Raw genomic sequence first — 14,325 nt, 5'->3', positions numbered from 1 at the left:
GAATCATCATGTCCGAAGAAGGCCGCTTCACCATCCACCTGGAGCAGCGCGAAGGGTTCCAGATCAACGCGCAGTTCGGCGTCAAGCGCGTCCCCGACCTGCTGATGGACGAACCCCCGCCCCTGGGTGAGCAGGCCGGGCCCAACCCCTCCCGGATGCTGACGGCGGCGGCGGCCGACTGTCTCGCCGCCAGCCTGCTGTACTGTGTCTTCAAGGAGGAGCCCCCGGACCACTGTCTGCGGGTGGAGGCGACCTGCATCGTGGCGCGCAACGAAAAGAAGCGCATGCGGGTCAGCGGGCTCCAGATCCGGCTGATCGTCGCCGATGTGGTGAAGGAGGCGCCGCGCTTCCACCGCTGCAAGGACCTGTTCGAGGACTTCTGCGTGGTCTCGGCCAGCATCCGTGCGGGCATCCCGATGCAGGTCACGGTCCTGGATCAGGCCGGCACCGTCCTGCATCAGTCGTCCTGACCGACGCCTGCCCATCAGATTCGCCGTGTCAGGATTCTTCGGTCAGCCGCCGCTGTGGGTCGCAGGCAGAGCACCACTGGTGCGGCGGGTGGTCGCGGGCCTTGAGCAACGCCGCCAGCGGGTCCAGGTGGTCACCCTTGCTGAACTCGCCGGGCGGTGGCCGGGGGCCTGCCGGACCCTGGTCCTGGCCGACCCGCCCGCGCCCATGGAGTTGGTCACCAGCCTGCTCGCTCAGCCGGGACTGCGCGCGCCGCGCGGCGCACCGCTGCGGCTGATCCTGATGCACCAGGCGGACCCGGCGCCGCCCCTGCCGGACCTGGACCCGGAGGGTCCGATCAGCCTGGAGACCTTTGCGCTGGAGGACCGTGCCGCGCGCGCCCTGCTCGGGCGCTGGCCCCTGCACTGCGGCCTGGACCCGGTGTTCGGTCAGGTCCCGCACCTGCTGGTCGCCGGTTTCGCCCCCCCGGCCCGCGCCCTGTTGGTCCAGGCCCTGCGCCTGATGGCCTACGGCGAGGGGCGCCCCCGCGTCAGCATCGTCGGCGCCGAGGCGCGGGTGTCGGCCGACTTCGCGCTGGCCTATCCGCAGGCGGGACAGGTCGCCGAGGTCGCTTGGATCGGACCGCAGTTGGCCGGACTGGCCCAGTTGCCCCCCGTCACCCTGGTCCTGGTCTGTCCCGAGCCCGCGGTCGCCGACGCCGTCGCGACGGCGCGCACGCTGGCGCAGCGGTTGGCCGCGGACCAGGGCGTTTCCCCGCCGATCCTGCTGGAGGTCGGGGATGAGACCCCGGGCGGCACCCTGGCGGACTGGGACGGCCAGACCTTCCCCTTCTCCTATCTGGACGAGGCGTGCCGGCCGGCGGTCCTGTTCGACGGCCTGGGCGACCAACTAGCCCGCACCATCCATGAGCATTACACCGACAGCATCGCCGCCCAGGGCCGCGACCCGGACCGGGAGCCGGCCGGGCGCCCCTGGTCGCGGCTCACGGCCTCCTATCGCGACGCCAACCGGCACCAGGCGGACCACCTGTGGGCCAAACTCGCGGTGATGGACTGCCGGGCGATCCAGGAGGAGCGGGTGGAGTCCTTCACCTTCGCCCCGCTGGAGGCGGAACAACTGGCCATCATCGAGCACCTGCGCTGGGCCGCCGACCGCCACCTGGACGGCTGGCGCTATGCCCCGGTGCGGGACAACGCACGCCGCCATCACCCCCAACTCATCCCCTATCCGGACCTGAGCGAGCCGATGAAGGACCTGGACCGCTTCGCCGTGCGCGGCGTACCCACCCTGCTCGCCCGCTCGGGGCTCGGGGTGGTCCGCATCCTGATCGTCGCAATACCCCCTCCCGCCGCAGACTGTCCCGCCGACGCCCGCCTGGCCCGCCTCGCCGTGCAGGTGCTGGAGCGTCTGGTGGCGCGCTACCCTGACCGCTCGCTGGTAATCGCCGCCACGCTGGCCGAGCCGGCCTCCCGACTGGTCGCGCGCCTCGCCCTGGACCGCGCCGGGGCCGGGCTCTTCCTGCTCTGTGAACGCCCCCTCACCGAGACCCTGGCCGACCAACCGGACGCCGCCGCCCGACTGGACTTGCTGGGGCTCGCGACCCGCGCCGAGCGGCGCATCGCGCTGCCGCGCCCCGGTGAACTGGAGCGCTGGGTCCGGCAGCGGGCGGGGATCAGGCTGTACGTGAGGGACGGACCGGCCGAAGTGGAAACCCAGCCTGGCGCCGACCGGCCGGGCACCGCCAAACAGGTGCGGCTCGACCCCAAGACCGGGCGCGCCGAGTGGGGGTTTGAATACTAAAGCCTGGCCTTGATCGTCATCCTGGCCAATCGGCCGACTGCGAGGTCTGTGGTCCGCACAGCGGACCCTACGGCCCCGCTCCCGTAGGGTCCGCTGTGCGGACCAGCGACCTGCCGTCCAGCGGGGGCGGCCGCGGCGGGCTCCCCTGGAAAAAACAGAAGCGAAGCGGCGCGCCGCCCCGGGAGGGGCGGCGCGCCGATTCGCTAGGGCACGGCCTTCTGCGGCTTGGCGGTATCCTCGACGATCTTGCTCAGATCGGACGCGGTCAGCTTCTCGTCATAGATCCCCGCGCCGACCTGGATGTCCGACTTGAAGGAGACCGGGGCGCTGTGGACATAGGAGATCTTGCGTGAGGCCTTCGCCTCGCCCGGCTTGGGCCACCAATACTCGACCCAGCCGCCGTTCGGATTGTCGCTCGCCTTGCACATCTCCTGGAACAGTGCCGTTCCCTTGTCGTCGCGCATCTGCAGGATGGGCTTGCCCACCAGGTCGGGGCGCAGGGGATGGGCGATCATCACGTCGTCGCGGCAGCTATAGACGAACACATAGCTGTCTTTCCACACCCAGCGGGCGTCCTTGTTGTTGTTGAAATCGGCAAAGCCGGCCAGGCCCTTTTCCTTCAGGTACTGGGCGGCCTCGCGCACCTTGGCCATGACCTCAGTGGCGGAGGCGGCGATGGCGGTGGAGACGGAACCGGCGGAGTCTTGGGCCCAGCCGGCGGCGGGGGCGAACCCCAAGGTCAGTACCAAACCGGCCAGTGCAAACGGCGTTTTTCCCATTTTCTAGTCCTCTCGAGTCGAATGTTCTTGATCGGGGTTACGGCAGGCGGGAGCGGCGCGACGCCGGACTCAAGCCCAGGGCTTGCCCGCGGGCAGGAGTTCGCGCCCGTAGATCTCATTCAGGATGATGCGGGCCATCATGTACCAGGCCATCAGGGCACAGGCGATCAGGGTGTAGCCCGCCACCACGGTCAGTTGCGGATAGCCGAAGTGCGCCAGGTCCAGCAGGATGAAGCCGGCCAACAGCAAGGTGAAGGTCAGGGCCATGGCACCGTGGATGCGCAGCGAACCGACCCAGAGGATCGCGGTGAACAGGGTCCAGGCGACCAGAAACCAACCCACATCTTCCGTGCCCGCCTTGAAGAGATCGAACTTGTTCGCGATCAGCATCACTGCCAGCGCGATCCAGAAGGCGCCGTACGAGGTAAAGGCGCAATAACCGAAGTTGTTGCCGGTCTTCTGCTCCTGAAGCCCGGCGATGAGTTGCGCCAGGCCGCCGAAGATCAGCCCAAGCCAGACCACCGGCCCGATGCTGGGCATCCAACCCACGTTGTGGAATTGCAGCACCAGCGTGGTTAGACCGAAGCCGGCGAGGCCAACCACCGCCGGGTTACCGAGTTTTTGTTCTGCCATTGTGTCATGCCCAAGTGCGAAAAGAGGAAGATGAGGGCCCCGCGCGCTGGCGGGGCGGGCGGATGTTACCCGATATCCGAGGCCAGTGCAGGTGTGACGTGAGGGGTCCGGGCGTTTTCGGTGCAGCGGCGGCACCACTGCACCATGAATAACCAAATATACTGATTTTCTTATGGAACCCCGGTCGGGCCCGGGCCGGACCGGCAGGCGAAATTGCCCCCCGGTACTGCCGCCGCATGAAACCCGCGCCCGGCTGGTAAGATCGCGCCAAATCAACCTCGAGACGGAGACCCTGATGCCTCGCATTGAGACCGCCCCCGGGCTGCCGCTGCTCCCCCGCCGTCCGGCCCTGGCACTGATTGCCCGGCGGTCCTTGCAGTGAGCGACCCCCGCCCGCTGGCCGTGGCGCCGCCGCCGCGGCGGCCCTTTACCGGACTCGTCGGCGCCGTCGAAGGGCTTGGTCTTGCGGCCCTCACCCTGGTGCGCCTGCTGGGGCTGTATCTGCGCATCCTGGCCGGCCGGGCGCGGCTCGACGTGCCGGCCTTCGCCGCGGCGCTGCGCCAATCGGGGCTGTCGATCCTGCCCGCCATCACCCTGGTCACGCTGGCGGTGGGTGCCATCCTGGGTCAGCAGGCCGGCTCCTTCCTGCGGCGCTTCGACGTGCCGGAGTTGCTGCTGCTGTCCACCACCTATGCGGTGGTGATGGAACTGGTGCCGCTCCTGGTCGGCATCCTGGTGGCCGGGCGCGCCGGGGTGGATCTCGCGGTACGGCAGGCGAACCTGTCGGTCAGCGGCGAGGTGGATGGACTCCTGGCCATCGGCATCGATCCCATCGCATATACCCTGGGTCCGACCCTGCTGGCGATGCTGATCATGAGCTTCGCCTTTGCCGTATGGGGGGGCCTCATGACCTTCATCGCCGCCTTCCTGTGGCTATCGCTGGAGACGACGGTGCCGCCGGCCCTGTTCCTGGATGCCTTCACCAGTGTCATCGCGCCCGCGGACCTGCTGGAGGCGATCGGCAAGCCGCTGCTCTTCGCGCTCCTGATCGGCCTGATCGCGACGGTCAACGGCACCGCCGCCGGGCGTGACCCGCAGGGGGTCGGGGCGGCGGCCACGCGCACCATGATCGGGGCCGTGGCCGCGATCCTGCTCGCGGATCTCGCGGTCATTGTACTGACGGGCCGGTGACCATGACCAATGCCTTGGAACTGTCCGGGGTCTTCCAGCACGTCGGGGGGCGTTGCGCCCTGGAGGCCATCGATCTGGTGGTTCCGCAGGGGTCCTGGCTGCTGCTCGTCGGCCGCAACGGGGCCGGCAAGAGCCTGTTGGCGCGCCTCGTCCTGGGACTCGACGCGCCGTCCGCCGGCCGGGTCCGCGTCCTGGGCCAGGACCTGCAGGGCCTGCCGCGGGGCGCCCTGACAGCACTGCGCGGGCGCCTGGGTGCCGTGCTGCAAGGCGGCGCGCTGCTGGAGGGGCTGAGCGTCATCGAGAACCTGGTCCTGCCGCTGCGCGCCCGGCCCGGCGGGCGGGCGCAACTGGCGCGGGCGGCCCGACTGGTCGTCGCCACGCTGCGCCTGGACGGGCTGGAGAATCACCCGCCCCGCTCGCTCTCATTGGGACAACGCCGCCAGGTCGAACTGGCCCGGGCCCTGATCCACCGGCCGGACCTGCTGGTGTGGGACGGACTCAGCGACGGGCTGGACCCGGCCGCCGTGCGCGACACCCTGGAAGTCCTGCGGGCGCAGCGGGGCAATCGCCCCCTGACCCTGATCGCCACCGACAACCGGGCGGACGCCTTAGGCGACGGCTGCGACCAGGTCGCGGTGCTGGAGCGCGGGCGGCTCATTTTCGACGGGTCCCCGGCGGCCCTCACCGCGGCCCTGCCGCAACGGCTCGATCTGCGCTATGTGCTGACCGGCAGGCCGTAGGTCCTCAAGGGATGGCGGAACGCGCAGCGGTTCCGCCATCACTTGAGGATCGCCCGCCAGCCCGCGCGGCTGGGCAGACAGTCCCGGCAAAACGGCCGATAGTCCGGGGATCATGGTGGTTTGGACCGGAGGGCAACAACCGATGAACTGGTCTGACAGAATCGCGATCGAACCCGGCAAGCGCGGGGGCCGGCCCGTGATCCGGGGTCTGCGCAGCGGTGGCGATTTCGACCTGATGAAGCCATTGCGAGCGTAGGGTGGACAAGCGCAGCGCAGTCCACCAGCGGGATTCGGTGGACTGCACTATCGCCTGTCCACCCTACGACCGGAATTATGATCAAGGCCCGCGGCGGGTTTGCGTTGGTCAATCGAGCCCGTACGGCGGATGCCCGCGAGGGCGATCCGACATCTTGCCCACTGGCGCAATGGCCCAACCGCGTGCGGCGGTCCGCCCGGCGCGCCAAAGGGGCGCCCCCACCGCTGCCTGGCCGGCAGCGCTTGCGCTGCGTGTAGGGTGGCCGATGACGATGCAGGCCATCCGAACCTTCTGATCTGAACGCCGCGCGTGCTACGCTAGGCCGATTCAGATGGGAATGAGCAGCAACCATGGCAAGCACGTCCATCTCGCAGCCGGTCGCCAAGACCCTCAGCGTCGTCGATCTGGTCGGGGAGACACTCAAAGGACGTATCCGCATCCCCGAGTTTCAAAGACCGCTGCGGTGGCAGTGGGAAGATGTGCGCCGATTGTTCGACAGCATCGTCAAGGGTTATCCCATCGGCAGCGTGCTGTTGTGGATTCGGCCGGCGCCGGAGGCGGCTATTCGCCTGGGCGGGCTGCGCATCCCCGCGCGGCAGTTCGACGACGGCTGGTGGGTCGTCGATGGCCAGCAGCGTTTGACCAGCCTCGCCAACGCGCTCTCCGAGGAAGGCTCGCGCGATGATCGATTCGCCCTCGCCTATGACTTGGAGCAGCAGACCTTCTGCCATCCGAGCCGAGAGGACCTCGGGCACATCATCCCCCTGCCTGTCCTCTTCGACCTCCAGCGGCTGATTCGCTGGTTCACCAAGGAGCATCCGGAGGCCGGTGAGCGTTTGGACGAGGCATCACGGGTCACGCGGGCGATCCGTGAGTACCAGGTTCCGGCCTACCTGGTGAGTCAGGAGGAGGAATCGGTCCTGCGCGATATCTTCGATCGCATGAACAACTACGGCAAGCGCCTGAGCCGCGCTGAGGTATTCGCGGCCCTGCATCCCGCGCAGGGAAGCGGCCTGGAGCCTACATCGCGCTTTCAGCAGATCGCCGAATCGATTGACGCCGAGCGTGGTTTTGGGCTCGTGGACGATGACACGGTGTTGCGATCCGTGCTCGCCAGACGTGGCGGCGATGTGACCCGCGATATCCGGGTCGAATTCTTGGAAAGTACCCAGGCGGCACGCGATTTCGGCCGGGAACAGGCTGAAACAACCTATTGGGAAGGGGCAATAGCCCTCTCGCGAGCGGTGGCCTTCCTGCAGGAGGACGCGGGCGTCCCGCACTTCGCTTTCCTGCCCTATCGCTATCTCCTGGTGGTGCTGACTCGCTTCTTTGCCCACTTCCCGGAGCCCGAGCCACGCAATCGCATTCTCCTGCGCCGCTGGTTCTGGCGTGCGGCCATGGTTGGTCCGGGTCCATTCACTTCAAGTTGGACCAACGCCATGCGGACCCTTGCGACACGCATCAGCAGGGACGACGAAAGCGGGTCTGTCCAGCGACTCCTGGCCTCTCCTTTCGACTCAACGCTTCGGCTTCCACCGCTTACGGGATTTCGCACTAGTGCGGCTGCGAGCCGGATCGTTCTATCCGCCCTGTGGGCGCTGCGGCCCCGCTCCCTGTTGTCCGGTCGGCCCTACGATCGCAGCGACCTTGCCGAATCCATGCGACCCGAAGGGACGCCCGCCGGCATCGCGCGGCGCATCCTGAACCGCGCACCAAACGACCAACTCGCCTGGGCAGCGAATCGCATCTTGGTCCTCGATCAAGAACTGCCGGGGACGCCGGCCGACCTGCTGGTCTCCCCGCCGTTGGAGCGAGAAAACAATGCGGCCGAATTCCTGGCCTCTCATGCCCTGGACGACGCCTTGGTATCTAACCTTGCCCAGGGTGACAAGACCGCCTTCCTCAACACCCGGCAACAACGCCTGATGGAGATCGTCCGCACAATGAGCAAGCGATGATGGTGCTTGCGGGGGCGGTCGGCATCGAGGTACCGGATGTGCGGCACTGGTCACTGATCTACCGTGATCCGCGCACCCCAACCCTTGCGCCGGCCTACGACCTGGTAGCCACCTTCGTCTACCGCCCTGATGGACAGGGCCCTGAGGATATGGGGCTGCGGTTTGGACGCTCGCACCGGTTCGAGGACGTTCGGCTCGGGACCTTCGCCGCACTCGACCGCAGGCTGGGCGCCAAGGCCGAACTCGCCGACGTCGCACGCACCCTGGTGAATCGCGTCCTTGCCGAGTGGCCGATCGCGCAAGCGCTCCTCGCGGACCGGCCCGAACTCTGCCGCCCCATCGAGCGGATGATCAGAGAACGCGCCGCGCAACTACTCATGAAGCGCTGATCCCTCCATCACGGTCGTCCCCCCCGGGCGGGACGGGGCATTCGCCCCGTCCCGAACCTTTATTCCGTCACTGATCCCTGCCGTGGACCTGCGAGTCCGAAATAAACGCATCGGACGGGGCGAATGCCCCGTCCGGCCCCGGTCGCGGCGGGGCTACAATCAGCCCATCCGCTCAAAGATCGCCGCGATACCCTGACCGCCGCCGATGCACATGGTCACCAGGGCGTACTTGCCGCCGGTGCGATGCAACTCGTAGATGGCCTTGGTGGCGATAAAGGCGCCGGTGCAGCTCACCGGGTGGCCCAGGGCGATGGCACCGCCGTTCGGGTTGGTCTTGGCCGGGTCGAGCTCGAGTTCCTTGGCGACGGAGAGGGCCTGGGCGGCGAAGGCCTCGTTGGACTCGATGACGTCCATCTGACCCAGCGTCAGGCCGGCCTTCTTCAGGGCCAGGCGGGTCGACGGGATCGGACCCTCGCCCATGGTCTCATGCGGTACACCGGCCACGGCATAGGAGACCAGCCGGGCCATGGGCTTGTAGCCGGCCTTGGCGGCGACATCGGCGGCGGCCAGGACGAAGAAGGCGGCGCCGTCGTTGATGCCGGAGGCATTGCCGGCGGTGACGGTGCCGTCCTTCTTGAAGGCCGGCTTCATCTTGGCCAGGGCCTCCAGCGTGACGCCGGCCCGCGGATGCTCGTCGGTGTCGAACACCACCTCGCCCTTACGGGTCTGCTTGACGATCGGCATGATCTGCGACTTGAAATGACCACCGGCGATGGCGGCGGCGGCACGGCGCTGCGACTCCACGGCGAAGGCGTCCTGCGCCTCCCGGGTGATGCCGTATTTGATGGCGAGGTTCTCGGCGGTGATGCCCATGTGGCCGACGCCGAAGGGGTCGGTCAGAACCGCGACCATCGCATCGACGGCCGCGGTGTCGCCCATGCGCGCGCCGGAGCGCAGGGCGCCGAGCATATAGGTGCCCTTCGACATGACCTCCACGCCGCCGCCGATGCCGTAGTCGGCATCGCCCAGCATGATGTTCTGCGCGGTGGTCACGATCCCCTGAAGGCCGGAGCCGCACAGGCGCGACACGCCCATCGCGACCGACTCGATCGGCAGCCCGGCCTGGATGGCCGACACGCGCGAGACATAGGCGTAGCGCGAATCGGTCGGGATGATATTGCCGACGGTCACGTAGCTGATCAGCTTGGGGTCGACCCCGGAGCGGGCGACCGCCTCCTTCATCACGATGCCGGCCAGTTCGCTGGCCTCGAAATCGGCCAGGGAACCACCGAAGGCGCCAATGGGCGAGCGCACGGCGCTCAGAACGACAACATCTCTACTCATGCGGATATCTCCTCGTTTCGTGTTGGATACTGGTGGTGGTGGTGAGTCCGCCCCGGGTCGGGGGGACCGGGTTTGTTGTCTGGGGTGGCGATCGTAAAGCCTGCGGCCGAAACCGCCAAGCGCCGCGGCGTCCCCCGCCCCCTGGACGGGTGACGGGCGGGTCCCGGGACGGCCGTCCGGCGATTCCGATTTGACCCTGATCCCGCCGCTCACATAAAGTGCGGGTTCGCCGCCATTGTACGCGGCCCGTCAAACGACCAGAGGAGAACCTGAAAATGAGCGAAACCAAGAACCCCTTTACCGATTTCGAGTCCATGTTCAAGCAGATGCAGATCCCGGGCCTGGACATGGACGCGATGATGGCGGCCTACCGCAAGAACATCGAGGCGGTCACCGCGGCCACCAAGGCGGCCAGCGATGGCGCTCAGGCCCTGATCAAGCGCCAGACCGAGATCGTCAAGGACGCCTTGGAGCAGATGCGCGTGGCGACCTCCGAGCTGTCCTCCGTCAAGGACCCCAAGGAACTGACTGAAAAGCAGGCGGATCTCGCCAAGCAGGCGTTCGAGAAGGCCTTCGCCAACGTGAAGGAACTGGCCGAGGTCATGACCAAATCCAACACCGACTCGCTGGAAATCATCCAGTCGCGGATGAACGAGGGGCTCGCCGAGATCCAGGATATGGTGAAAAAGGTCACCAAGACCTGAGGCCTTGCCGGGCGGGTTTCCCGACCCGCCCGGCACCCGAAGATCAAGAGATTCTCTCACGTGAGAGGATTTGCGGCCCCGTCCTCGTGCAGCGGTGCGCGCGCCTCCTCCTCGCTTTCGTAGATGTGGGGGGCCAAGGGTCGTGCCGCCAGGGCGCGGCCGAGCTTCATGCGTAGGAAGGTGCTGGTGGTGTAGCGGGTTACCCCCGCATAGTAGCGCCCGGCCAGGTCCTTCACCATGGCGATGTAGGCCTCCTCCAGGTCCGGGCGAATGCTGAAGTGGTCATAATTGAGGATCACGTCCACCTTGCGGCCCAGGGGTCCAAGCTTGGCGCTGACCGCCGCCCGCACCGCGGCGATATCCTCCTCGGTCTTGATGGTCAGGCGCTCGAAGTTGACGAAGAACCGTTGCGAGCGCGGGTCGTAAGTCAGGCGTTCGTCCAACGGGATCTCCAAGAGATCCGCCCGCAGTCCCATTGAGGGGTGGCGGAAGATACGCGCGTCCATCAGGCGCGGGGGCCGGTCCATGATCGGCCGGAAGGCCATGCGCGCCAGGATGTCGCGCTCCAAGTCCACCCCGGGGGCGATCTCGATCAGTTCCAGGCCGTCCGGGCGCAGGCGAAAGACACAGCGCTCGGTCACATAGAGCACCGGCTGACCCTTGGCGACGGCATAGCGGCCGCTGTAGGTCCGATGTTCGACCGCCTCCACGAACTTGGCCGCGGGCCCGTCCTCATGGATCTCCAGGCGCCCGTCCGCCACCGCGAGCCGACACTTGCCGGCGGTGAAGGTACCGACGAAGACCAGGGTCTTGGCACTCTGACTGATATTGATGAAGCCCCCGGCCCCGGCCAGCTTGCTGCCGAACTTGCTGACATTGACGTTGCCCTCGCGGTCCGTCTGGGCCATCCCCAGGCAGGCCAGGTCCAGGCCCCCGCCATCGTAGAAATCGAACTGGGCCGGCTGGTCGATGATCGCCTGGGCGTTGCGGGCGGCACCGAAATTGAGCCCCCCGGCGGGCAGTCCGCCGATGGTCCCGGGCTCGGTGGTCAGCGTCAGGAGTTCCAGGATGCGCTCCTCATGGGCCACGTTGGCCACCCCCTCCGGCATCCCGATCCCCAGATTCACCACGCTGTTGGGCTTGAGCTCACAGGCCGCGCGGCGCGCGATGATCTTGCGCGGGTCGAGCGGCATGGGGGCGACCGAGCGCATCGGCGCGCGCATCTCGCTGCTGAAGGCCGCATCGTAGGGCGTGGCGAAGGTCTGCCAGTGGTGCTCCGGGGCCTCGGCAACCACCACGCAGTCCACCAGCACGCCGGGGATCTTCACCGCCTTGGCCGGCAGGGTGCCGCGCTCGGCGATGCGCTCCACCTGCACGATCACCAGCCCCCCCGAATTGTGGGCGGCGGTGGCGATGGCCAGGGCCTCCAGGAACAGGGCCTCCTTCTCCATCGTGATGTTGCCGTCCGAGTCCCCGGTCGTCCCGCGCAGCAGGGCCACGTCGACCGGCCGGCTGGGGTAGAACAGATACTCCTGGCCCTGGAGGGTCACCACTTCCACGATCTCCTCGGTGGTCCGGGCGTTGAGCCTGCCGCCCCCGTGGCGGGGGTCCACGAAGGTACCGAGCCCGATGCGCGAGAAGACCCCCGGGCGCCCGGCCGCCACGTCTCGAAACCAGTGCGAGATCACCCCCTGGGGCAGGTTGTACGCCTCGATCCGGTTGCCGGTCGCAAGCCGACCGAGCTTGGGGGCCAGGCCCCAGTGGCCGCCGATGGTGCGCCGCAGCAGCCCCTCGTGGGCCAGGTGGTTCAGGCCCCGCTCACCGCCGTCGCCCTGCCCGGCGGCATACATCAGGGTCAGGTCACGGGGCTCGCCGGTCTCCAGAAAGCGCTCCTCCAGGGCCACGGCCAGGCCTTCGGCAAAGCCGATCCCGACAAAGCCGCCGGTCGCCAGGGTGTCGCCGCGGTCGATCAGGCGCACCGCGTCGCGCGCCGTGACCACCTTACCCAGGCTGTCCAGGCTGTCCAGGGTGCGGGAGGCGAGTAACGGGTGTGGCTTGCTCATGACGTGGACCAGAGTCTCCGCGGTGAAGGACGCAACAGGGTCGCAAGGACGATCTTAGCCCGAATGGGCATCGATCGCAGGTGTTTGTCTGAGTTTGACATACAAGGCACTGTACTTGGCAGCACACGCCTCCTGGCTGAAAAGAAGGGCCGCCTGTGCCTGCCCCGCCGCCCCCATCCGTTGCGCATCGTCTGGATGCAACAGTAGTTGCGTCATGGCGGCGGAAAGTGCTCCTGCATCTTCTTGCGCGATGAGTAGGCCGTTGCCCAGCAATGATACTGCCTCGCTCAAAGCCCCCGCTCTGGCGGCGATCACCGCCCGCCCGTGTTGCGCCGCCTCCAGCGCCACCAGTCCAAAACCTTCTCGATGACGCGAGGGCATCACCACTGCCAGCGCGCGCCCGAACAGCTCGGCCCGTTCCTCATCGCTTACCGTTCCGGTAAAGGTCACCCGCTCGCTCACCTCCAACTCCCACGCCTGACGCTCCAGCAAGTGACGAGCTGGCCCATCACCGGCGATGATCAGCCGCGTGGTAGCGTGCGTTTGCACCACTTTGGCAAAGGCCGTCAAGACCAGGTCCAGGCCCTTCTCGTGCGACACCCGCCCCAGGCACAGAAACTCCGGTACTGGCGCCCGCAACGACCTCAACTCCCGCGCCGCGCCCACCAGCCCCGGATAGATGATCGAAGCGCGCTCCGTCAGATGCGGCGCCAAGCCCAACACATCCGTCATAAAGGTCTGCGACAGGGTCGTAACCCAGTCGGCTGCCTCAAAGCAGCGCCCCAAGACGGTACTCGCCCCCGCCCGCAACCCCTGCACATCGTCATGCACAGTCAACAGCAGCGGCACTCCCAAGGTTTCGCGCAGCCGCAAGGCGAACAAACCCATGGGCGCAGGCCCCACCAGATGCAAATGAACCAAATCGGGCCTGAACGCTGCCGCCAATGCCGTCAGGCGCTGCGCGACCCTCAGGAGCGCGGCCGGGCTGGCCGCGACCAGTGCCCGATAGACTGGCAGGCGAATGACGGGCAGTCCCGCCACCGTCTCTTCCGCTGCCGCCGCGGGGTCTCCCTCATCGGTGACAATCAGCAATTCGTGGCCTTTAGCCTGCAAGCCCTTCCCAAGCAGTAAACCGGCAGTCTCGATCCCACCGCGCGTCGGCCAAAAGGACGGGATCAGCCACAGTGTCTTCATCAGCGGCACTCCTCGAAATCAGCCAGCGCCAGATTCGCCGCAGCCCGCCGCCGCGCGAGCGAATGATGCAGAGCCTGGGCCAAAAAGCGCAGACTGGGCGCCAGCCGATTGGTCATGTTGCCGGAATGCCGACGCGCCATCAGTGTCACCGTGCGCTGAACAGCGAAGCGCAGGCCCGCCTCACGGGCGCGCAACAGCCACTCGGCATCTTCGGCGTAGGCTTGCGTCTCGTCAAAACCACCGACCCGGGAAAACGCATTGTGCTGAATCAGCACACCGCCCAGATTCAGGGTCGCCTGGGGTGCGCCCCAGGGGCTATAGTCTCCCACCGGGGCAGCGCTCCCGGCACCAATCATCAATTGCGTATAGCCAATGACACCACTGCGTTGCGGATCATCGACTAGGCAGGATACGCGGCGGCTGAGGCTATCGTAGGGCCACCAGTCATCGGCGTCCAGAAAAGCGATCAAATCACCCTGCGCCGCCGCCAAACCACGGTTACGGGCCGCCGCCGGGCCAGCATTGCCCTGGTAAAGGTAGCAGATGTCAGTACCCAGGCCGCGAACAAGTTTCCCCGTGCCGTCCGTCGAGCCATCATCCACCACGATGATTTCACTCGATGCGTAATCCTGTTCGCGGATGCTGGCGAGCGCGGCAGCGAGAAATTCTTCACCGTTGAAGACGGGAATAATGATACTGACGAGCCCGACCCTCTTCATGACTTCACCTCAAATAAAACACTTTTCATCTGGGTTGAGTATCTGCCGAGCGCGTCGCGCCGACTCCACCGCAACCCGTCTCCCGGT

General features: G+C 67.2%; 13 protein-coding genes. 7 read left to right on the top strand and 6 right to left on the bottom strand.

Translation table 11 applies throughout. The features are described 5' to 3' along the window. The first annotated feature begins 8 nt into the window (after window positions 1-8). Entirely contained in the window at window positions 9-470 is a 462-nt protein-coding gene (locus tag THSYN_RS06885; RefSeq protein ID WP_100918482.1) for an OsmC family protein, read from the top strand. Between the two features lie 25 nt (window positions 471-495). Beyond that, window positions 496-2,268 carry a RyR domain-containing protein gene (locus tag THSYN_RS06880; RefSeq protein WP_100918481.1) on the top strand — a complete coding sequence of 591 codons (1,773 nt, stop codon included), beginning with the start codon at window positions 496-498 and terminating at the stop codon, window positions 2,266-2,268. A gap of 203 nt (window positions 2,269-2,471) precedes the next feature. Here the strand turns inward: THSYN_RS06880 and THSYN_RS06875 are convergent, their stop codons facing one another. Further along, window positions 2,472-3,047 (bottom strand): cache domain-containing protein, encoded by a 576-nt coding sequence (locus THSYN_RS06875; protein WP_100918480.1) that lies wholly within the window; start codon window positions 3,045-3,047, stop codon window positions 2,472-2,474. Between the two features lie 69 nt (window positions 3,048-3,116). Next, on the bottom strand, window positions 3,117-3,680 hold the full coding sequence (locus THSYN_RS06870) for an acetate uptake transporter (RefSeq protein WP_100918479.1): 564 nt from the start codon (window positions 3,678-3,680) through the stop codon (window positions 3,117-3,119). Between the two features lie 378 nt (window positions 3,681-4,058). Here THSYN_RS06870 and THSYN_RS06860 point away from each other — a divergent pair, with 378 nt between their 5' ends. The 4 genes from THSYN_RS06860 to THSYN_RS06845 all read left to right on the top strand — a co-directional run bounded on the left by THSYN_RS06860 (window position 4,059) and on the right by THSYN_RS06845 (window position 8,214). Continuing rightward, window positions 4,059-4,871, top strand: coding sequence for an MlaE family ABC transporter permease (locus tag THSYN_RS06860; protein WP_100918477.1), 813 nt, complete (start codon window positions 4,059-4,061; stop codon window positions 4,869-4,871). A gap of 2 nt (window positions 4,872-4,873) precedes the next feature. Further along, window positions 4,874-5,611, top strand: a complete 738-nt coding sequence (locus tag THSYN_RS06855; RefSeq protein WP_100918476.1) for an ATP-binding cassette domain-containing protein — start codon at window positions 4,874-4,876, stop codon at window positions 5,609-5,611. Between the two features lie 606 nt (window positions 5,612-6,217). Then, complete coding sequence (locus tag THSYN_RS06850) at window positions 6,218-7,825, top strand: DUF262 domain-containing protein (protein ID WP_100918475.1); 1,608 nt, start codon at window positions 6,218-6,220, stop codon at window positions 7,823-7,825. After that, entirely contained in the window at window positions 7,822-8,214 is a 393-nt protein-coding gene (locus tag THSYN_RS06845; RefSeq protein ID WP_100918474.1) for a HipA domain-containing protein, read from the top strand. The genes THSYN_RS06850 and THSYN_RS06845 overlap by 4 nt, the downstream gene beginning before the upstream one ends. A gap of 159 nt (window positions 8,215-8,373) precedes the next feature. Here the strand turns inward: THSYN_RS06845 and THSYN_RS06840 are convergent, their stop codons facing one another. Further along, window positions 8,374-9,558: an acetyl-CoA C-acyltransferase family protein gene (locus tag THSYN_RS06840; RefSeq protein WP_100918473.1), complete on the bottom strand. Its 1,185-nt coding sequence runs from the start codon at window positions 9,556-9,558 to the stop codon at window positions 8,374-8,376. Window positions 9,559-9,833: 275 nt separating this feature from the next. Between THSYN_RS06840 and THSYN_RS06835 the strand changes: the two genes are divergently transcribed. Further along, entirely contained in the window at window positions 9,834-10,262 is a 429-nt protein-coding gene (locus THSYN_RS06835) for a phasin family protein (RefSeq protein ID WP_100918472.1), read from the top strand. 56 nt (window positions 10,263-10,318) lie between these two features. Here the strand turns inward: THSYN_RS06835 and THSYN_RS06830 are convergent, their stop codons facing one another. From THSYN_RS06830 to THSYN_RS06820, 3 genes are read right to left on the bottom strand one after another with little or no spacing between them, the layout of a single operon-like run. Beyond that, window positions 10,319-12,325 (bottom strand): acyl CoA:acetate/3-ketoacid CoA transferase, encoded by a 2,007-nt coding sequence (locus THSYN_RS06830; RefSeq protein ID WP_100918471.1) that lies wholly within the window; start codon window positions 12,323-12,325, stop codon window positions 10,319-10,321. 54 nt (window positions 12,326-12,379) lie between these two features. Next, window positions 12,380-13,519, bottom strand: a complete 1,140-nt coding sequence (locus THSYN_RS06825) for a glycosyltransferase family 4 protein (RefSeq protein ID WP_100918470.1) — start codon at window positions 13,517-13,519, stop codon at window positions 12,380-12,382. Further along, window positions 13,519-14,238 (bottom strand): glycosyltransferase family 2 protein, encoded by a 720-nt coding sequence (locus THSYN_RS06820; RefSeq protein ID WP_100918469.1) that lies wholly within the window; start codon window positions 14,236-14,238, stop codon window positions 13,519-13,521. Before THSYN_RS06820 ends, THSYN_RS06825 begins: the two co-directional genes overlap by 1 nt. Window positions 14,239-14,325 lie beyond the last annotated feature (87 nt).

Origin of the sequence: Candidatus Thiodictyon syntrophicum (assembly GCF_002813775.1) — a bacterium.
GTDB classification, from domain to species: domain Bacteria; phylum Pseudomonadota; class Gammaproteobacteria; order Chromatiales; family Chromatiaceae; genus Thiodictyon; species Thiodictyon syntrophicum.
Note: the sequence above shows the minus strand (reverse complement) of the source record. Positions and strands in the feature narration are given on the sequence as shown.